Here is a 21,100-nt window from a genome sequence, read left to right as displayed (position 1 = left end):
AAAAGTTATTTCATTATTTTCAATTTTCGTTAAAGTGCATGTATTTATAATCACTATGAGACAAGGAGCAGAATCCGAAAAAATTTTTGTAAATTAGAAAATTGCATTTCAAAAATAAGTTAAACGTTTATGGAGGGTTATATGAGCGAGAAAATTTATTACTGGTCTCCGATTAAGCATTGGGAGAAGTTGCATAATGAAGTTTTGATAGGGGAAATGAGATTTACAGGTATTCTGTCTGAGTGGTTTCCAGATTTTTATTTTATGGCTCAAAAAGGTGTGAAAATTAGTGAACTAGTAGAGCGCTTTTCGTTAGGAAATGTAGAAGAGACACAAAAAAACATAGAGCTCATGATAAAAAATCGTGTGTTAGTAAGTAATATATTACACCCAAGAGAAGTATTTTCTTCACAAGAAAAGATTTTTTCAAATCCATATAGCAACCAGATTCGCTTTTCTAAAGAAAAGTTAGATAAGTATATGAGTAAACAATTAAATCGCACGCACGTTGCTGCACGGTCGACCGAAATTCAACTTGAAACAACAAATGAGCTACCTACTATAATCAAGGAACGTAGGTCTTGTCGTCAATTTGATATGGAAAAACATATTAGTTTTTCGGAATTTTCCCGATTCTTATCAACTCTAAAACAGGTTAGGGAAGAAAAAATATACTATCATTACGCAAGTGCAGGCGGGCTCTATCCCATTGATATCTTTGTTTATGTAAAACCAAAACGTATAGAGGATATGAAAGCTGGATTTTATTATTATAACCCATCAAAAAATAGTCTTGTGATTGTAAACAACATTGATCAAGTAATCAAAAGTGATCATGAGTTAATTAATCAGGATTTATTTACTCAATCTGCCTTCTCAGTTTATTTGGTTTATAATGCGAACGCTTCCATCCCGAAATACGGTTCAGATGGATATTTATTTGCTTGTATTGAGTCAGGCATTATCACTGCTACCTTAAATATGGTTGCTGAGACATTAAATTTAGGGGTTTGTTCAGTCGGTCATATGAAATTTGAAGAGATTCAGCAATTTTTATGTTTGGATAATCATCAAGTGTTTCTCCATGGGCTTGAAGTTGGCTTGAAAATTAACGAGTAGAAGAAATGAATATTAGGGGGATAAAGATAAAAATGCAAATTAAAGATCGAAGTTCGATTCATGAAAATAAAGAAGTAGAAGCGTTTTGGAAGGAGCAATTATCTTCCGAGATTCTCGATTTTTCTGTATTTAAATTTAATAGCGATTACCGACTAAATAAAGAAACACCTTGTGAATACGTTCAAGTCATAGTGAATGTAGAATTTAGTAAAAGTATACAAAAAATAAGTAAGTCTCAAGATTTATTATTATTTAGCTGGTTTCAAGCCGCTTTAAGGGTTTGTTTGGCACATTATACAGATCAAGAAAGAATTACTATTGGTATTCCTATAATTGAAAAGAATCTTGAACAAAGTGAGAATCTTAATAAGTTGATTCCTTTAGGAAGTGAAATCCAGCCGCATCACACCTTTAAACAATTAGTAAATGAGATTGAACAAACGACTTTATTCGGGTATGAAAATCAGGAGTATCCGCTCTCTGAATTATTAGTTAAACACAATTTAACTCCTTTTCAAATTGTAATCGGGATGGAAGGATTACATAATGAAAATTCGCTAGAAGAATACGCAGAGAATAATTTAGCCCTATGGATACGAAGAAAATGGAATGAAATACATAATGAATTTGAATTTCAAATTTCTTGCAAGTCCCGTTCATTCTCTTCTTTGCAACAGTTTGCCAATTCGTATTGTTATGTTTTAAAGCAAGTTTCACAAAATCCGAATTTGGCATTGAAAGATATTTGTATTATTGCAGAAGAAGAAAAAGAGTTGTTAGAAGGATTGAATACTTTTCAAACGGGCATAGACTTGTTTCAATCATTTCAAGATTTGTTTGAAGCGCAAGTATTAAAAACTCCAGATCAAATTGCTGTTGTTTGTAATGATCAATCTTTGACATATAGAGAATTGAATAAGAAAGCGAATCAATTGGCTTCGATTCTTCAAAGTAAAGGTGTTTCAAAAGAAAGTATTATTGGCGTTATGGTAGATCGGTCATTAGAAATGATTATTGGTATGATGGGGATTTTAAAAGCAGGAGCAGCGTATTTACCAATCGACCCTAACTACCCAACTGAACGAATTGAATATATGTTACAAGATAGTCAAGCAAAATATTTACTTAGTAAGCGAACAGAGGAAGTATTGCCACAATTTGCAGGTGAAGTACTGTATCTTGATAAAGAATATCTTTTTCAAGGTGAAGAAAGTAATTTAGTACGAGAACATAATCCTAATGATTTAGCTTATGTTATTTACACATCAGGATCGACAGGAAATCCAAAAGGGGTAATGATAGAACAAAAATCGCTAGTTCATTTTTTAAATGTAATGAGAGAAAAAGTAAAAGCTAATCAATCATTCTTGTTTCTTGCTAGTGTATCTTTTGATATTTCCTTGTTAGAAATATGTCTTCCTTTAACGCAAGGTTCAAAAGTAGTAATTGCTACAGAGGACCAGTTTGCAACAAAAGAATTGGCTCATTTGGTCAAAAAACATAAGGTGGATTTATGGGAATCAACGCCATCGCGAATGGAAGTGATTTTGAGTGATCCAGAAGGGGCGATTTTTCTAAAAGATTTAAAATCTATTTTATTAGCAGGAGAATCATTTTCCATTGATTTGGTTGAAAAAATTCGTTGTATCAGTGAAGCAACAATTTTAAATATTTATGGTCCCACAGAAACAACCATTTGCGCAACAGTAAAAGACTTGAGCACTTCCAAAGAAGTTACGATTGGCAAACCTAACCCGAATTATCATTCCTATATATTGAATAAGTATGGCCAATTAAAACCATTTGGAATTCCCGGTGAACTCTGCATTGCTGGCGTAGCGGTAGCACGAGGGTATCTTGGTAAAAATAAACTGACAGATGAAAAGTTTGTACCGAGTCCTTTTGCGGCAGGGGAAATGATGTATCATACAGGTGATCTCGTTCGTTGGTTGCCTAATGGAGAACTTGAATATTTAGGTAGAATGGATCATCAAGTGAAAATTCGGGGGTATCGGATTGAATTAAGAGAAATCGAAACTCAATTAAGGGAATATCCAGAAATAAACCAGGCTATCGTTGTTGATCAAGTGTATGGAAATAGGAAATTATTAGCTGCCTACTATGTATCGGATAACAAGGTGTCTTTTGATGAAATCAGAAAATATTTAAGTGATAAATTACCTGAGTTTATGATTCCTGAAAAAATGATTCAGGTAGAAGAGATTCCATTGAATCCAAATGGAAAAGTGGATAGAAAAAGATTGTTGGATATAACACAAACGGATTATGTATCAATTCCATACCTTGCTCCGCGCAATGAAATTGAACAAAAATTAGTGCGTGCATGGGAAAAAGTTATGGAGATCGAGGGAATCGGTATTCATGATAATTTTTTTGCATTAAAAGGAGAATCTATTAAAGCACTTCAGGTAATTAATTTATTAAGAAAAGACGGCTTAAAAATAAGTACAACAGATTTTTTTAAGCACCCCACAATCGCTCAACTGAGTTCTTGTGTAAAGCTAGAGCATAAAGAGGAAAACTTTGAAAGTAGACCAACTCATGTTAAAGATTTGTCTAAGCCATTTTCCTTAACAGAAGTTCAGACAGCGTATATGATAGGACGGAATTCACAGTTTGAATTAAGTGGTATTTCCCCTCAAACATATTTTGAATATGAAACAGCTTTGGATATCAATCGTCTTTCAAAAAGTTTTCAAAAGGTAATTCATCGTCATCCAATGTTGCGAGCTGTAATTTTACCAGAGGGAAAACAGCAAATATTACAAAGCGTTCCTGATTACGAGATTGAAATAGTGAGTCTCATAGATTTAGATGATAGGAATCAACATGCTCGCTTACAAGAAGAGCGTTCTCGAATGACTAACCATGTATTCCCTTTGGGGCAATGGCCTTTGTTTGAATTGAAAGCTTTTCTTTTAAAAGAAGACACGTATTTATTATGTTTTCGATACGATGCTTTATTAATGGACGGAGCAAGCATGAACATTGTTGGACAGGATTTGTTGCATTATTATTATAAACCAAATCAAAAATTAGAATCTTTATCTTTTGATTTTCAAGATTATATGTTTATCTATGATGAAATGGAACAAAGCGAAGAATATAAAACAGCAAAAGATTATTGGACAAGTAAGCTTCCTGACTTTCCGTTTGCACCATCTTTGCTGTTAAAAAAGGATCCAGCAGAGATTGCTACTCCTAAATTCCAATCACTTACAAAAATCCTGGATAATAAAAAATGGACAAAGCTACGAAAGTTAGCACAAGAGAAAGAGGTAACGCCTTCCGCTCTACTTTGTACAATATATGGTGATGTGTTGGCACATTGGAGTAATCAACGTCGATTAGCAATTAACTTGACTGTATTTAACCGTTATCCTGTTCATGATGAAGTAGAACAGATTGTTGGAGATTTCACATCACTTATTTTATTGGATGTTGATGTAAAACCAGAGCAAACTTTCTTTACTAGAGTAAAAGAAACGCAAGCTACTTTATTAGATGGCCTTGAACATCGTCATTACGATGGAGTTAACTTTATTCGAGATTTTACTCGATATCATCAAATGACGCCAAAAGCAGTTATGCCAATCGTTTTCACCTCGATGTTAGCAGGTGCAGGTGCTTTCTCTTGGGAACAACTTGGTTCTCTTCGCTATATTCATGCTCGGACTCCACAAGTGTATTTGGATAATGTAGTAATTGAAAAAAATGGAGAGTTATTAATTAGCTGGAACTATGTTGAAGAGTTGTTTGATGTTGATGTAATAGAAGCAATGTTTTCCCAATTTGTTGACTTATTGGAACAATTGGTGAAACAAAGCGATATAACATCTTTGCAGATGAAAGAATCGGATCAAACTTTAATTAAGCAATACAATGAAACAACAGAAAAAATACCTTCAACTACTCTGTATCAATTATTTACAGACCAAGTAAAACGTACACCGGATGAAGTAGCAGTGGTATTTGAACAAGAATGGTTAACATACTCGGAACTTCATAAACGTTCTAATCAAATTGCCCACTTCTTAAAAGAGCAAGGTATTGGTCTAGGTGACAAAGTGGGTCTTTTAGCAAAAAGGCGAGTTGACACAATTGTTAATATGTTAGGTGTTTTAAAATCAGGTGCCGCTTATGTTCCGATTGATCCCGATCATCCTTTAGATCGCCAAACATATATTTTAAAAAATAGCTCATGCAAGCTTTTATTAGAACCTAGTCTTTATGAAGAAAATCATTTGTCATTTTATACAACAGAAGATATGCCCGCTATTGCTGGTCCAGAAGATATTGCCTATATTATATACACTTCAGGAAGTACAGGAAAACCAAAAGGAGTAATTATTACTCACCAAGCGGTTACAAATACTATTCAAGACATAAATCAAAAATATGAGGTGAATGAAGATGATCGTATTATTGGTATCTCTTCCATGTGTTTTGACCTATCTGTATACGATATTTTCGGAGCTTTAAGCACAGGTGCAATGTTAGTAATGATTCGTGATCCGAGAGACATGCAAGAATTAATCCGCACTGTCGAACGTAGAGGGATTACAATTTGGAATACAGTGCCTGCAATCATGGATTTGGCATTGGAGCAAGTAGGTTCTCATTTTGAATATCCTTCTTTACGTTTAGTTTTACATAGTGGAGATTGGATTCCGCTTTCTTTACCAGAAAAAATAAAACGACATTTTCCGATTGCAGAAGTAGTCTCACTAGGAGGGGCAACAGAAGCATCGATTTGGTCAATTTATTATCCGGTCAAACAGGTGGAATCACATTGGAATAGTATTCCATACGGGATGCCCTTGGCAAACCAAACGTATTATGTGTTGAACTATGAAAAGAAAATGTGCCCTGTTGGTGTAATTGGAGATTTATATATCGGGGGAGTGGGCCTTGCTAAAGGATATTTAAATGATGAAAAGAAAACAAATGAAGCGTTTGTGTCACATCCTGATTTTGGTCTTATATATAAAACAGGGGATTGTGGAAAAATGCATTCTGAGGGATATATTGAATTTTTAGGCCGCCAAGATTACCAAGTGAAAATTCAGGGATATCGAGTAGAGTTAGAAGAAATCTCTCATTGTCTTCTAACTTATAAACAAGTCGAACATGCTGTCGTAATTGATCAAACAGATGAGAACGGAATAAAATTTTTAGTTGCATATGTGGTAACTGAGCAAAATATTAGTACAACAGAACTACGAAAGCATTTGCAAGATCACTTGCCAGATTATATGATTCCTTCTTATTTTGTTTATTTGGACCAATTACCCCTGACTCCAAACGGGAAATTAGATAGAAAAGCGCTCCCTACTCCGGAGAAACAAAAAAATGAAGTATTTATTGCCCCAAAAACTGAAATGGAAAAAATATTAACTAGTATTTGGCAAGAAGTACTCAAAATAGATCAAGTTGGAGTAAATGATCATTTCTTCGCCTTAGGTGGAGATTCGATAAAAGCGATTCAAGTGTCCGTCAGACTGTATCGACAAGGATTCGAGCTTGAACCAAAAAATATATTTTCATTTCCTATATTAAGGGACATGGTTCAATTTGTTAAAAAGCTAGACCAGTTTTCAAGTTCACAAACAAATGATGTAAACATAATGAACGATAATAAAGCTACATTACTAAATGTTAAAGATAAACAACTTAATCAACATACACTTAACAAAATACAAGAAAAAATGCCGGATATAAAAATAGAACGTATTTACCCGTTAGCACCTTTCCAGGAAGTTATTTATGAGCATGCTACGAATGAACCTGATACAAATGCATATTTTGAACAAACAATTTGGGCACTTGAGGGGGAGCTGGATATTAAACTCTTTATTCAGTGTTTCCAACAATTAGTTGATCGTCATGATTCTTTAAGAACAATAATTGTGCAAGATGAACAAGCAAAACCTTGGCAAGCTGTTCTATATGATGTTCAAATAAATTCAGAAATAAAAAACTTGATTGAGATGACGAAACAAGAACAGCAAGAATTCCTAAAACAGTGGATGAATGAAAATTTAAGTCGAGGATTTAAAAATGATGAACTTATGACACGTCTCTGTATATTCCAACTAGGTAATAACGAGCATAAAGTAATTTGGAGTTCCCATCATCTATTATGTGATGGTTGGAGCGTCAGCATTTTGATAGACGAATTATTCCAGCTCTACGAAACTACAAATGCCGGAACTACGGCGGGGTTACCCATGGTAAAACCTTTTGAAACATTTATAGATTGGACTTTGGCACAAGATCATGAGAAAGCACGTCATTTTTGGCGAGATTATTTATCAGGATACAATCAGAAAATTAGTATTCCTAAAAAGAAAGTCCCATCTAAAAGTGAAGGGTTAAACTTCACTTTTATGGATTTAACATTAGACAAGGATTTGACTGATCAGTTACAAACATTTGTAACTAAAAATAATATAACTATGAATACGGCATTACTAGCTGTATGGGGAATATTGCTTGGCAAATTCAACGGAACGAGAGAAGTAGTATTGCCTAACCTAGTATCAGTCAGACCTCCCGAAGTAGAAGGAATTGAAAATATGTTCGGTCTGTTCACAAATGTTTTGCCTATCCGATTAGCATGGACAGAAACGCAATCTTTTGTGGACTTCCTGCAAAAGGTACAACTAGAGACATTGAAATGTAATGAGTATGCATACTATTCATTTGTTGATATACAAAAGCAAAGTGAATTAAAAACTGAGTTGACTGACCATCTTTGGGTTTTTGAAAACTATCCAACTAATCCAGCAATCTTTTCTTCAAATGAAAACAGACATTTTGCTATCACGGATTACGAAGTTGTTGATGAGCCACATGTAAAGTATGGAATTATGTGCTTCCCTGAAGAAAGACTTACAATAAAGTTTGGATATGATCAAACGGTATATGAAACAGAGAAAATACAGGAAATATTAAATCACATCCAGGGGTTAATCAACACGATTCTTCAAAATCCAATACAAACAATTTGTGATTACAAATTATAAAAAATGAAAAGGCGAGCAAGAACTCGCCTTTTTAAATAGAATAGGAGTAAATCAAATGACAAAAAAATTACAGTTATCAGCCGAAGAAATGCGTCAGTTAGGATATCAAGCGGTTGACTTAATTGTTGATCATATGAATCATTTAAAAAGTAAACCAGTTTCAGAAACGATTGATAGTAATATTTTTAGAGACAAGCTAATTGAAACGATTCCGGAAAACGGATCTAATCCAAAAGAATTACTTCATTTTCTTAATAACAATGTGTTTAATCAAATTACTCATGTGGATCATCCTCATTTTATGGCTTTTGTGCCAGGTCCTAATAATTATGTTGGTGTATTAGCAGATTTTTTAGCAAGTGGGTTTAATGTATTTCCTACAGCTTGGATAGTAGGTGCAGGTGCCGAACAAATTGAATTAACGACAATTAACTGGTTAAAATCAATGCTAGGATTCCCTGATTCAGCTGAAGGATTATTTGTCAGTGGTGGTTCCATGGCTAATTTGACTGCACTTACTGTAGCGAGACAGGTCAAGCTGAATAATGACATAGAAAATGCGATTGTTTATTTTTCTAACCAAACTCATTTTTCTGTAGATCGAGCACTTAAAGTATTAGGTTTTAAACAGCATCAAATTTGCCGAATTGAGACAGATGAAGACTTAAAAATTTCAGTTAGTACTTTAAGAAAACAAATAAAAGAAGATCGATTAAAAGGGAAAAAACCATTCTGTGTTATTGCTAATGCAGGGACAACGAATTGCGGAGCGGTGGACTCCCTCGATGAATTGGCTGATGTATGTGGTGATGAAGATATATGGCTACACGTGGATGGGGCTTATGGGGCTGCAGCAATTCTCAGTGAAAAAGGAAGGGAGTTATTAAGTGGAATTCATCGTGCCGATTCTTTAACGTTAGACCCGCATAAATGGCTTTTTCAGCCTTATGATGTTGGTTGTGTACTTATTCGAAATAGCCAATATTTAAGTGAAACATTCCGTATGATCCCAGAGTATATTAAGGATACAGAAACTAATATAGAAGAAAAAGTGAATTTTGGGGAGCGTGGAATTGAACTTTCTCGTAGATTTAGAGCATTAAAGGTATGGCTTTCTTTTAAAGCATTCGGAGTTACAGCTTTTCGTGAGGCAATTGATCATGGCATTATGCTAGCTGAACAAGTTGAAGAGTTTTTAAGGAAAGAAAAAGATTGGGAAGTAGTAACACCTGCCCAATTAGGAATTGTTACTTTTCGTTATATTCCATGTGAGCTAACATCTACAGATACAATTCATGAAATAAACAAAAAATTGGTGGAAGAAATTAATCAAAGAGGATTTGCTATGCTAAGTACGACTAAATTAAAAGAAAAAGTAGTAATTCGACTTTGCTCTATCAACCCAAGAACAACAAAAGAAGAAATACTTCAAATCATGATGAACATAAAAGCATTAGCAGAGGAAATAAACACATCGCCTAAACATCTTATATCTGTTTCTCAACCTTGATATATTAGGCGGATTTTACATATTAATAGCCGATTCTTATTTAGAATCGGCTATTATATTTAAATGATAAATACATATATACTATTTATAAGTGTTTCTCTTGTAATGGGATTAAGCCTCAACCTTGGATACTCGTTTGAAACCAGTCTTTATTGCTTGTACTATTTCGTTCACAGCATAAATAGATACATCGGCATTTGGATTTAACCCTTCAAACCAGTGATAGGCATTTGGATATAAATGAAACTCCACATCAACACCAGCTTGTGCTAGTTTGCTTACATAGGTTAATGTTTCGCTGCGGAATGGATCTAATTGACCAACAAATGTGTAAGTATACGGTAAGTCACTATAATCCTCAGCTCGAGAAGGTGCTGCATAGGCAGGGATTTGATCCGTTCCATACATTTCTCCTAAATACATTTTCCAGCCAGCTTCATTTGCCTTTTGGTTCCAAACAAATCCCTCTTTAATTTCATTCGCTGAAGGTGTATCATTTCTGTCATCAATCATTGGATATAGTGGCATTTGTAAACAAATTGAAGGATATTTTCGATCTCGTGCTAATAATGATAATGCTGCTGTTAGTCCACCGCCAGCGCTTACTCCTGCAACCCCAATTCGATTCGAATCAATGTTTAATGACTTTGCATTATCAGCAATCCATTTTAAAGCTGAATAACAATCCTCAATTGGTGCTGGGTAAGGGTGTTCAGGTGCTAAGCGGTAGTCTACAGACACGACCACACAGCTAGCTTCTTTTGCAAACCTCATACAAGTATCATCGTTATCATCTATAGACCCTAAGATATAACCTCCACCATGTATCCATAATAAGACAGGTAAAGATTCATGATTTGATTTTGGACGATAAATTCGTAATGGTAACAGATTATCATCAGGCCCAACAATGACTTTATCTGTTAAAGAAAGAGAGTCATCAACAACGGTAGGTGGTCTCATTTGAGCTATTCCTTCTCTGATTGATTGCAAATTTTCTGGGCGTAAATCGAGATCCGGAAACATTTCTAACCCTTGTAATAATTCTGGATTTACTCTAGTTTTCATTTTAGCACCTCTATTTGTAATTGTTTTCAAATAAATGAAGTGTATTCTAAGTAGTTTAATTGTGAAAGAACACCACAATTAAATTGTAAATTGGATATGTTATAACGGTCAACAGAATATTCGGAAATTAAAACCTTTCTCAAGAAGGAGTTTCATGCAATCAATAATACAAGTAGTGGATTTAAGAGCAAAGAGGTTTAATGTCGTTGTAATTATGTACATTAGAAAAATTTCTTTTCTAGACTCATGAAGAATTATGAAAAGCAAAATTTTATAGATGGTTATCTTAAAAATAAACAAAGAGAGAAGAACTAACCAATGTTCTTCTCTCTTTTTCATATGTAATTAGGGTATCCATAACTGTAAATATGGATGGTATAGATTAATGGATGAATAATTTATTTTTAAATTAATAACGTAATACATAAAGATTTTTGTATGTAATATTTCATATACAGGGACCACTGGTGAAAATGCTGAGCAATGTTTTTCCATATGGTAAATTAGTTCCTTAGTTATTTATTTTATTTTATTTTCAATCGTGTAAGGCTTGGGGCTAAGATTTACAAAGGTGACTAGTAAAAAATATAACAATACAAGTATAAAATTATGTGCTTAGTAATCTCGCGATTTAAGGCACGACATTAGATAAGTGCGGGGAGTTCAATCGATTTTGAATAAAATCAATAGTATCAGCTGCAATTTTTTTACGTTTAAGAACTATCCCAGCATGCCCACATGTATAAATATATCGTGTAGGTCTTTCCCAAGATTCCCACAAGTAGTCTGTATCCTCAGAATGCACATATAGATCATGCTTACCTGAAATTAATAAAATATTTTCTTTTTTTACTTTTGGCAATGCTTGACTCGGTTCAGTGATTTTCCAATAATCTATTAAATCATCATACGTAACACCATGATGTTCCAAGTCTTCTCTAATAAATTTACCCGGAATTGTATTCCAAATAGAATAAGAAAGTCGATTTGCATAGAAAATGGATGCTAACACATCAATTTCTTCTTCAACAAGAGAGGTTAAGTTAGTAATAAATCCACCTAAACTAATTCCTATTAGAATCAGGGGACCATTTTTATTTGCTTTAATCCATTTAATCAAAGCTCGTAAATCAGCTACCGCTTGTCTAGTTGCTTGTACTGTTCGTTCAATATTTGCACTTACCATATACTCTCCACTGAATAAGGATTGATCGGGTTTTCTTTCAAAATGATAGGGTAGAGTGAAATAATACATATTCCACTTCAGGTTGGTCATATGGTCGTGGAATATTTTTTTTACACGTTCGTTAGAATCCATTCTCCAACCGTGAACAAAGATAATATGAGGTGCATTTTCATTTTTATGTAAGAATAATTCCCCAGTTACAGAGTCGTTGCGTGAATCACCGGATTGAACTGAGCTTTTATATTTGAATTGCCCAGCCATGTATTCCTTTTCCTGTTTTGAATGCTTAATGTCAAAATGAATATGTGATGGTTTTACTTTATAAAAAGATTCTATGTCCTTTATATTTAATGAAGTGTTAGAAAGGGAAGTATACTGAAACGCTACACTTCTTTTTTTGTGTAAATCATATAAGGCGTACCGATCAATGAGTTTTGAAAAAATCAAATTAACCTCCTCCAAAATACATATTGTTTAAAACATGGACAAAATTTATGGTGTAAATTAATTATAAAATATTCTCTTTTCCTAATAGTAGGTGATAAATTTGCATATCATATTATAAAGCTTGCAATAAAATAAAACTATAAATAAATTATACTAAAATCTAAAAAGCAATTTAATATTCTTATTCATATAAGAGAATATTAAATTGCTTATTTTCGTATTAAAAGATGCACCTTTTAAAGTGACGTGATTTGTATGAGATACAGTAACTATATTAAATCCCTATTATAGATATCCAAATAGGTTTCTCTATATTTATTGTATAGAAATTACACAGTAAATATTTTTTGTGCTACATACATTAAATTAATCTTAACCTTTTCTTTTATATAAATTTATTAAACGGAATAACTCCTTACCAATATTCAAAAACGGCTGCGTTTTTGAATTTGTGTTCTAGCTTTTCTGAAACAGGTAAATAACTACACATAAACTCCTTATATCTCTAGTTAAACTACCGATTAGCTCCATATAAACTCTAGATAACCTATATAGAATACAAGATATCAAGGAGGTAAGAAAAAATGAATTTTATGAAACGAGCAATTCTCAGTATGAAAAAAAGGATAGGAACATCATTAATTTTGATGGCAGTTTTTCTGATTGTTACAAATTTGGTTCTTTCAGGTTTTACAATCCAAAATGCGTCAAAAAAAGCAGCGGATGCTGCGAGAAAAAAACTTGGTGCAGATGTTACTTTAGGTCTTGATTTCGACAAATTAGGTCAAAAAGCTAAGGAAACTGGAGAAATGCCAAGTCCGCCGCAGCTCGATACAAAAGAAACAGAACAATTAGCGAAGTCCAAGTATGTAAAAGACTATAATTACATAGCTAACACTTTCGGTATTTCTGATGGACTTAAACTAGTAGGAGCTTCAGAAGGAGAAGAAGGTAAAGGTAAAGCGGGAATAGCGGCTGTGCGAGGCGGTTCAAGCTCTGGTACAGAAATAGATATGAATGCTTCTTTTATGATTGAGGGAGTCCGCAAGACTGCATTACAAGAAAGCTTTAAAAACGGAAAAAGTAAAATCATTGATGGAAAACCAATTACAGAGCAAATGAAGAATCAGAATGTAGCTTTAATGGAAAAACGATTAGCGGAATTAAACAATTTGAAAGTAGGAGACAAAGTTAAAGTGCAATCAGGGGATAAGAAGGAAACCCTTGAGGTTGAAATTATTGGTATTTACGAAACAAATGAGCAAGCAATGGGTCAACAGGCTCCTCCTATTATGGATCCGGCTAATAAACTATATATGCCGCATTCAACTATGAAAAAATTAGAAGTAGACCAAGGTATAAGTAGTGTTCAAGTCGTGTATTTCTTGAATGATCCACAATATATTGATGCATTTAAAAAAGAAGCAAAAAAATCTAATATTGATTTTAATTATTATAAATTAGATGCGCATGATTCATTGTACAAGCAAATGATTGGTCCTATTGAAAATATCTCTTCGACTTCTCAAATGATCATTTATATTGTATCGATTGCAGGTGCGATCATTTTAGGATTAATCATTATGCTATCAATTAAAGGGCGTCGTAAAGAAATGGGAATTCTATTGTCTATTGGAGAGAAAAAGTGGAAACTGATGGCGCAATTCGTAGTAGAAGTAGTGTGTGTCGCTATTTTAGCATTTGGATTATCCATAACAACAGGAGCTAAAGTTTCTCAATATATCGGGGATAACTTACTTTCGAATGAAATTGCTACTGCGAGCGAAGAAATAGATACCTCGCAACATGGTACTGTAATGATGGCTGGACCTGGTGGTACTCTACAAAATCAAAAAGAAGATCCAATTGATAAAATTGATGTAAGTGTAACAGGAGAAGATGTAGGGAAAATGGGGGGGATTGGACTAGGTATTGCTATAATAGCAACGCTTCTTCCAGCATTATCTATTCTACGTTTAAACCCAAAACAAATTCTTTTAAAAGATGAATGAGGAGGATCGATATGGAGACGATTTTACAGTTTAAAAATTTGGATTATTATTATGAAAGTAATGGAAAAAATGTAGCGATACTAGATAATGTTAACTTTTCTTTTCAAAAAGGACATTTCTACACGATTTTAGGACCATCTGGATCTGGTAAAACCACAACTCTAAGTTTAGGTTGTGGACTGGATGTCCCTAAAAATGGTTATGTACTGTATAATGGCAAAGATATTAGAAAAATTGGTTTGGATCGATACCGTAATCAAAATGTATCTGTAATTTTCCAATCTTATAACTTAATTACCTATATGACCGCTCTTCAAAACGTCTTAACAGCAATGGAAATTACAGGTGTTAAAGTGCAAAATAAAACAGCAAGAGCATTAGAATTATTAGAGAGGGTAGGACTCTCAGAAGCTGAAGCGAAACGAAACGTCCTGCAACTAAGCGGTGGACAACAACAGCGTGTAGCAATTGCTCGAGCACTATCGTGTAATGTTGATTTACTAATTGCAGATGAGCCGACAGGAAACCTCGACGAGGAAACTGCAATGGATATAATAGAACTATTTCAAGAACTTGCACATAAAGAGAATAAATGCATTATTGTTGTGACGCACTCACAGGAGGTTGCTAAAAAATCAGATCGTGCAGTGTATTTAAGTAAGAAGAAGTTGGTCGTAAATGAAATCTAATATAAACATCGTAGCTTTTTAATTCACATAATTTTCAAAATCCAGACCTTTCAAAAGCTTATATTTGATTTATAATAAAATCAAGCCATAATCAAAATGGTCTCCCTGTACTGAATGTTAAAATAGTTTGTTGTTCCCGTTTTAATAATATAATAAAAAGAACTTGTAGGATATTCTACAGGTTCTTTTTATTATAATTGGTTACCTATATCATGGGATAATCACACATAAAAAACGGGACATTACCTAGATGTATGACCTAAATATCGTCCCGTTTACCTACTCTGTATAGTTATTGCAGAATTAAACCTACAATCATAATTAAACTAAATACTATTATCCAACCAAACGCACAGTAGCCAAAAATTCTAATCCATTTAGGTAATTGATGCATGTTAATTTTATTTGTGGGAACTCCTTGCATAGAAAACATCATTTTTTGATCTCTATCTCTATTATTTTGTTGTTCATACATACTATCATCACCTTTCCAGAACTATTGCGTTTATAGTATATCAGCCTAAAGAAAATTATGTACAGAATAAGAAGGGATAGCATATATATTATGTGGTGGACTTTATAAATAAATGCATTTAATTGCCATAGTTCTAAGCACTAATCCGTTATAAATACCGAAAAAGAGCACTACATAAATAGGACTTATTTTCTTCAAATGTTAAGTTGCTGGATATAAATCAGAACCAAGGTAACGTTCTTTTATAATTTGAAGATGATGAAGCTCATGACCAGCAATGATGTATGCTAATGCACGAACTGTAACTTCAGAATTATTCGCATTTCCTCTTTGTGACCAAGCTTCTTTATCTAAGCTTCTAAGTAAATACAGGGTAGATTGGCGAACAACTATTAAATTCTCAAGAAGATCTTGCATTGATTGCTTATCAAAAGCAGCTCTAAGAACATACATATCATCATTATAGCCTGGAAGTTCTGCTGTCTCGCCTCGAGCGATTGATAGCAATCGCTACGCCATAATCCGTTCTGTATCTGCTATATGACCGATTACTTCTTTTATACTCCATTTAGTAGGAGCATACCGGAAAAGTCCCTCACTATTAGAAATTTCCTTTAATAAGAGATTCGTTTCCTTCATTTGTTGTTCTAGAATATGTATGATATTTCCGTCTGATACCAAGTTGGTATACGTTGCATAATAGGAGTTATATTCACTTACTTGTGGCCTTATTTGCATACGAATCATCCTTTATGTTTTATGTTTAATCTTTACATATAGCTTACCATAAAAGAATTTTAAATTAATCTGAAAAATGGAGGGAAATATGCATTTTTCATCTTCCTTTTCAGTTTCATAGATGAAATGCATCTCAAATAAGAGAATCTAATTTGCTGCTAAGCGGAATTTCGTTTTTGCTGTTATAGTAGAAGATAAATATGTAAATTGAATACAGTTTGTCACTACTTATGATAATCGCCATTTAAGAAGCAGCATTTGTCCATTAAGTGAAAAACCTGTTAATAAGTTTATATTTACTACAAAAACAAACAAACTCGTCCTATTTAAAGGAGAGTTTGTTTGTTTTTGTGTTTAGATAATGGAATACTCATGCGAAATTGCACACTATGTTCCATATTTTTTATTGAATACTTTATATCTAGCGTTTCAAGAATTTGTTTAACAATATATAACCCCAAACCACTTCCTCCAGTATTTCGATTTCTTGATTTTTCAATTCGATAAAATGGTTTGAAAATTTGTTGTAAATCTTCATCTTTAATATTGACACCTGTATTTATAATTTGCATTTCGATTTGACTTTGTTTAGAATCCTCACTTAACTTTATATAGACTTTTTCATTATGTGGTGAATACATAACCGCATTATGGACAATATTTTTACATGCTTTTTCTAAAAGGGCACAATCTGTATAAATAGCAAGGCCAAAATCAATTTCTTTTATTATTTCGATGTTTTTTTGAGAAGCAAAAAATTCGAGATCTTTTGTAATTGTCCCTATTAATTTTGAAAGATTAACTTTCTCTACTTTTAGTTTGAAGGTGTGTTGTTCTAATTTCGATACGCTTAAAATTTCACGAACTAATTGTTCCATACTTTCAATAATTTGATGATTCTTCTTTAAATATTGATCGCGATTTTGATAAGGGCCAATATTGTATATCATTCCTTCTAAGTATCCTTTCATTACAGTAAGAGGGGACTTTAATTCATGTGCTACAATCGCAAAAAACTCTCTGCGTTTTGTTTCTATTTCTCTTTCTTTTTCAATATCATTTTTTAATTGTTCATTTGCTTTTTTTAAATCAAACATAGCTTGTTGCAAGTTAATAGACATGTCATTCAAACTATTAGATAATTCTCCTAACTCATCTGTAGAACGAACCTCAATTTTTTCGGAGAAATCTAAATTTGCCATCTTTTGTGCACCTTCATTAATATAAATAAGTGGCTTTGTAATAAACCTGGAATAAAAATAAGCACTCCCTATACCAATAACGAGCACAATGATACTAATATAGGGGAGAAAGCGTACTAAAACCTGTGAAGCTTCATCAATCGGTTGAAATGTAGCAAACACTACAAGCGTTAAACTACCATCTTGAAATTGAATTGGTTTCGTAGCGTTATATGAATTGCTAAGGGTACTTGCATTCTCGAATCGTGTTGCTTTAGTAACTACTGTTTTTTGCGTACCACTTTGAATAAAAGAAAATGAAGGAGAGTAAATAATTACTCCTTCTTTATTTTGAAGATAAAGCATCGCATTATTTTTTTTTGCGTATTCATCAAAAAGTGGTATCGCATCTTGAAACGTAAGATTTTTAGATTTATCAATGATTTCGTTTATCCCTGTTTGAAGTTGATCTGTTTTATATTGCTCATAAAACGTAGGGAGAAAGAAGTATAAAGTTAAATAAATCAATACTGCAAAGGATAACAAAATGAGAGATGTAGTCATAAAGAGTTTGTAAGTAATTTGCTTCATCTTCATGAGTTTCACAATACTATTCATCAATTTTATAACCAATACCCTTTATTGTTTTAATATAAGGGATAGCTAATTTTTTACGTAGATTTTTAATATGTGTATCAATTATTCGTGTTTCTCCAAAATAATCGTACCCCCAAACCTTCTCTACGATATTTTCTCTTGTAAGTACTTTTCTCTCATTTTGAAATAGTAGTTGTAGAATTTCAAACTCTTTTGTCGTTAATATAATTTCAACGTCATTTACATATACTCTATATGCATCCACATCGATACGCACTTCTTTAAATATCAAATGATTATTTACATTTTTATCATAACTTCTTCTAAGTACAGCTTCGACTCGTCTAATCAAAACATGAAATGAAAAGGGCTTTGTTATATAATCATCGATCCCAAGGTCGAATCCTTTCATTTGATCTTCCTCTTCTTCCAACGCAGTTAGCATAATAATTGGTACGTTTGACTGACTTCGAATCATTTTAGAAACTTCAAACCCATTAAGATTGGGCATCATGACATCTAGAAGAATTAAATCAAATGATTGCTTATTAAATTGTGTCATACCCTCTAGTCCATCTGAAGCGACTACCACTGTATAATGCTGTGTCATTAAAAATTGTTTAATTAATTCCTGAATTTCTTGATCGTCCTCTACCACGAGAATATGATAGTTTTTCATAATATCACCTCTGGTAGTCATTATAGCCGTACTATCTGGAGTTTATGTGGAGATACAGTAGTAAACTTCATAGGACGTTTACTACTAAAAAATATTATTAGCTATATTACTTTTTTATGGAGAAATAATTGTTTTAAAAAACTTATCGTATGAATTGATGTACGATTAATATTTACGAAAAACTAATGTATAATAACGTGAATTGTATGTAGTTTCTTAAAATTCGCGAAAATATACTTTTGCTTCTTTACCAAAAGAGGAAAAGGAATTTCAATATAGAAGAAGCTACCGTAATACTAGAGTGTGTGCCAAGAACTTTGGATTTCTTTCATCTAGTTTCTATTTAATCGTTAATCACTACATAACAATGTTCTTGCTAAACCAAAAGTTTAAAGGTACAAACTTGGAGAGATTTATATAATGCTAGAAAGGTTGTGAAATGATTTGATGGGTTATAAAGCGATGCTGTTTGATTTAGATGATACATTACTTGATAGGGATAAAGCAGTAGAGGCATTATTTTTAATTGTTTTAGAAAAGTGTTATGAAAATGTAGATGGTGCGGCTAAAAGCAACATGTTACAGAAATTCAAAGAATACGATAAAAGAGAATATGGCATAAGTAATAAAACGACAGTTTTAGAATCATTGTTTGATGAATTCACGCCGAAGTATAGATTGCCACGCAATTACATCCAAGATTTTTGGAATAATAATTTCCCTAGATGTTTTTCAATAGACCAAAATACTATTCATTTCTTAAATCAAATAAAGAAGCACTTTAAAGTTGGAATTATAACAAATGGCTCAACTCAGAGGCAAAAAGCTAAAATATTTAACACGAATTTAAATAGGTATTTTGAAACAATCATTATTTCTGAAGAAGTGGGATTTAGTAAACCTGATAAACGTATATTCGAACTAGCATTAAATAAGTTAAATTTACAACCGGAAAATACTTTATTTGTTGGGGATGACTTAGAAAAGGATATTGCTGGTCCTCAAAATGTAAATATAAAAGGTGTGTGGTTTAACCCTCAGAAGATCAAGAATACTACCAAAATACAACCGTATGCCGAGATTAACACTTTGGATAGTTTGTTAAGTTATGTTACTCCACAATATTTTTATAACAAGTAAAAGTAATTCCATATATATATATTCAAAAATACAAAAAAAGAGAAACTATCATTAATTTCATTGACCGTATTAGTAATAAAAAATAGAGGCCATTTTAATAGCTGTGGCTAATTTAAACTATGATTAATACGAAGTTTTGTAAAACAATTTTACTCATACTGTGTAAATTATAAAGGGGGAGGACTATGGAAATAAAGAAAGTAGTAATCGATGGAATCAATATTGCGGTCATTAGGAACGATAAGGTATTAATATCGGATGTTCAGTCTGCATTAGATACTATGGCAACAGTTCAATATGAGGTAGATGCGAAACATATTATTATCCATAAATCTTTAATAAGTGAAGATTTCTTTGACCTAAAAACACGGCTTGCGGGCGATATCCTTCAAAAGTTTATAAACTACAAGGTAAAGATTGCTATTGTTGGAGATTTCTCTATGTATACTAGTAAAAGCTTAAAAGATTTTATTTATGAATGTAATAAAGGAAATGACATTTTTTACTTAGCAACTGAACAACAAGCAATTGAAAAACTAAGTACATTAAAGTAATAATTATATCCTGCTAAATTCCCCCATTTCACTTAGTTCATAATTATATACGATATAGAAGAACTGATGTTTGTGGTAAACTAAGAGATGAATAAAGGGGGAGTTTTTTTGAACAATTTTAATAATATAATCCAAAATTTAAATAATATAGTTTACAAACCTAACAACTTAATGATTACGAATCTAAAAGAAGAAAAGCAAAACGCAGAATATGCCGGATGTTTATTCCACTTAAATAACAAAACCATTCGTTTTAGAAAATCAAAAGTTACACCTAATAAAATTGGTCAATTTGTTTCTTTTTGGGAGAAAGATGAAAATATGCGAAATAGAGCTTTCTCTTATGAAGCTGCTCCTGATTTATTAGTAATCACTTGTATTGCTGATAATAAACTAGGGCAATTTATTTTTCCTAAAGAGATTCTTCTTAAAGAAAAAATATTGAGAACACAAAGTCAAACAGGGAAAATGGCAATGAGAATTTATCCTGTTTGGGATACCACTGTTAGTAATCAAGCTAAAAAGAGCCAAACGTGGCAACTTCAATATTTTGTTGATTTAAGTGATAGTAATAATTTGCCTATAGATAAACTATTAAATTTATATTCGTAGCTTTTGATTTGCCCCAAAAAGAAGTGATTACAAAAAACATGTGT

General features: G+C 32.7%; 13 protein-coding genes and 1 pseudogene. 8 read left to right on the top strand and 6 right to left on the bottom strand.

Annotated features, from left to right (window positions below; genetic code table 11):
• Positions 1 to 141: 141 nt before the first annotated feature.
• From ACUL40_RS05650 to ACUL40_RS05640, 3 genes are read left to right on the top strand one after another with little or no spacing between them, the layout of a single operon-like run.
• A complete protein-coding gene (locus tag ACUL40_RS05650; protein ID WP_001290968.1) occupies positions 142 to 1,119 on the top strand; it encodes a SagB/ThcOx family dehydrogenase in 978 nt (325 codons plus the stop codon).
• Between the two features lie 32 nt (positions 1,120 to 1,151).
• Positions 1,152 to 8,168 carry a non-ribosomal peptide synthetase gene (locus tag ACUL40_RS05645; protein ID WP_322369294.1) on the top strand — a complete coding sequence of 2,339 codons (7,017 nt, stop codon included), beginning with the start codon at positions 1,152 to 1,154 and terminating at the stop codon, positions 8,166 to 8,168.
• Positions 8,169 to 8,223: 55 nt separating this feature from the next.
• On the top strand, positions 8,224 to 9,678 hold the full coding sequence (locus ACUL40_RS05640) for a pyridoxal phosphate-dependent decarboxylase family protein (RefSeq protein ID WP_000162820.1): 1,455 nt from the start codon (positions 8,224 to 8,226) through the stop codon (positions 9,676 to 9,678).
• Positions 9,679 to 9,789: 111 nt separating this feature from the next.
• Here the strand turns inward: ACUL40_RS05640 and ACUL40_RS05635 are convergent, their stop codons facing one another.
• Positions 9,790 to 10,746, bottom strand: coding sequence for an alpha/beta hydrolase (locus ACUL40_RS05635; protein ID WP_000857937.1), 957 nt, complete (start codon positions 10,744 to 10,746; stop codon positions 9,790 to 9,792).
• 631 nt (positions 10,747 to 11,377) lie between these two features.
• Positions 11,378 to 12,379, bottom strand: a complete 1,002-nt coding sequence (locus tag ACUL40_RS05630) for an alpha/beta hydrolase (RefSeq protein WP_427260133.1) — start codon at positions 12,377 to 12,379, stop codon at positions 11,378 to 11,380.
• A 584-nt stretch (positions 12,380 to 12,963) separates the two neighbouring features.
• Between ACUL40_RS05630 and ACUL40_RS05625 the strand changes: the two genes are divergently transcribed.
• Together ACUL40_RS05625 and ACUL40_RS05620 are read left to right on the top strand one after the other, a co-directional pair.
• Positions 12,964 to 14,391, top strand: coding sequence for an ABC transporter permease (locus tag ACUL40_RS05625; RefSeq protein WP_427260134.1), 1,428 nt, complete (start codon positions 12,964 to 12,966; stop codon positions 14,389 to 14,391).
• 11 nt (positions 14,392 to 14,402) lie between these two features.
• Positions 14,403 to 15,080 carry an ABC transporter ATP-binding protein gene (locus ACUL40_RS05620; protein WP_000447852.1) on the top strand — a complete coding sequence of 226 codons (678 nt, stop codon included), beginning with the start codon at positions 14,403 to 14,405 and terminating at the stop codon, positions 15,078 to 15,080.
• Between the two features lie 292 nt (positions 15,081 to 15,372).
• Here the strand turns inward: ACUL40_RS05620 and ACUL40_RS05615 are convergent, their stop codons facing one another.
• The 4 genes and pseudogenes from ACUL40_RS05615 to ACUL40_RS05600 form a co-directional block, all read right to left on the bottom strand.
• Positions 15,373 to 15,555 carry a hypothetical protein gene (locus tag ACUL40_RS05615; RefSeq protein WP_000273232.1) on the bottom strand — a complete coding sequence of 61 codons (183 nt, stop codon included), beginning with the start codon at positions 15,553 to 15,555 and terminating at the stop codon, positions 15,373 to 15,375.
• Positions 15,556 to 15,756: 201 nt separating this feature from the next.
• Positions 15,757 to 16,293, bottom strand: a pseudogene (locus tag ACUL40_RS05610) (DinB family protein).
• Between the two features lie 326 nt (positions 16,294 to 16,619).
• Positions 16,620 to 18,071: a sensor histidine kinase gene (locus ACUL40_RS05605; RefSeq protein WP_053080921.1), complete on the bottom strand. Its 1,452-nt coding sequence runs from the start codon at positions 18,069 to 18,071 to the stop codon at positions 16,620 to 16,622.
• 13 nt (positions 18,072 to 18,084) lie between these two features.
• Positions 18,085 to 18,750 carry a response regulator transcription factor gene (locus ACUL40_RS05600; RefSeq protein ID WP_000800727.1) on the bottom strand — a complete coding sequence of 222 codons (666 nt, stop codon included), beginning with the start codon at positions 18,748 to 18,750 and terminating at the stop codon, positions 18,085 to 18,087.
• Positions 18,751 to 19,197: 447 nt separating this feature from the next.
• On the opposite strand from ACUL40_RS05600, the gene ACUL40_RS05595 reads away from it, so the two are divergent.
• The 3 genes from ACUL40_RS05595 (at position 19,198) to ACUL40_RS05585 (ending at position 21,056) form a co-directional block, all read left to right on the top strand.
• Positions 19,198 to 19,890 (top strand): HAD family hydrolase, encoded by a 693-nt coding sequence (locus ACUL40_RS05595; RefSeq protein WP_000540709.1) that lies wholly within the window; start codon positions 19,198 to 19,200, stop codon positions 19,888 to 19,890.
• A gap of 185 nt (positions 19,891 to 20,075) precedes the next feature.
• Positions 20,076 to 20,444 carry a DUF4180 domain-containing protein gene (locus ACUL40_RS05590; protein ID WP_000403464.1) on the top strand — a complete coding sequence of 123 codons (369 nt, stop codon included), beginning with the start codon at positions 20,076 to 20,078 and terminating at the stop codon, positions 20,442 to 20,444.
• Positions 20,445 to 20,552: 108 nt separating this feature from the next.
• Complete coding sequence (locus ACUL40_RS05585) at positions 20,553 to 21,056, top strand: MepB family protein (protein WP_001058863.1); 504 nt, start codon at positions 20,553 to 20,555, stop codon at positions 21,054 to 21,056.
• Positions 21,057 to 21,100: the final 44 nt, after the last annotated feature.

Source organism: Bacillus sp. KNSH39, assembly GCF_052656585.1.
Note: the sequence above shows the minus strand (reverse complement) of the source record. Positions and strands in the feature narration are given on the sequence as shown.

Coding starts and splice junctions, on each gene's coding strand:
- ACUL40_RS05615 (WP_000273232.1), bottom strand. CDS start 15,555: ATGTATGAACAACAAAATAATAGAGATAGAGATCAAAAAATGATGTTT.
- ACUL40_RS05640 (WP_000162820.1), top strand. CDS start 8,224: ATGACAAAAAAATTACAGTTATCAGCCGAAGAAATGCGTCAGTTAGGA.
- ACUL40_RS05605 (WP_053080921.1), bottom strand. CDS start 18,071: ATGAAGATGAAGCAAATTACTTACAAACTCTTTATGACTACATCTCTC.
- ACUL40_RS05625 (WP_427260134.1), top strand. CDS start 12,964: ATGAATTTTATGAAACGAGCAATTCTCAGTATGAAAAAAAGGATAGGA.
- ACUL40_RS05650 (WP_001290968.1), top strand. CDS start 142: ATGAGCGAGAAAATTTATTACTGGTCTCCGATTAAGCATTGGGAGAAG.
- ACUL40_RS05600 (WP_000800727.1), bottom strand. CDS start 18,750: ATGAAAAACTATCATATTCTCGTGGTAGAGGACGATCAAGAAATTCAG.
- ACUL40_RS05635 (WP_000857937.1), bottom strand. CDS start 10,746: ATGAAAACTAGAGTAAATCCAGAATTATTACAAGGGTTAGAAATGTTT.
- ACUL40_RS05645 (WP_322369294.1), top strand. CDS start 1,152: ATGCAAATTAAAGATCGAAGTTCGATTCATGAAAATAAAGAAGTAGAA.
- ACUL40_RS05595 (WP_000540709.1), top strand. CDS start 19,198: ATGGGTTATAAAGCGATGCTGTTTGATTTAGATGATACATTACTTGAT.
- ACUL40_RS05590 (WP_000403464.1), top strand. CDS start 20,076: ATGGAAATAAAGAAAGTAGTAATCGATGGAATCAATATTGCGGTCATT.
- ACUL40_RS05620 (WP_000447852.1), top strand. CDS start 14,403: ATGGAGACGATTTTACAGTTTAAAAATTTGGATTATTATTATGAAAGT.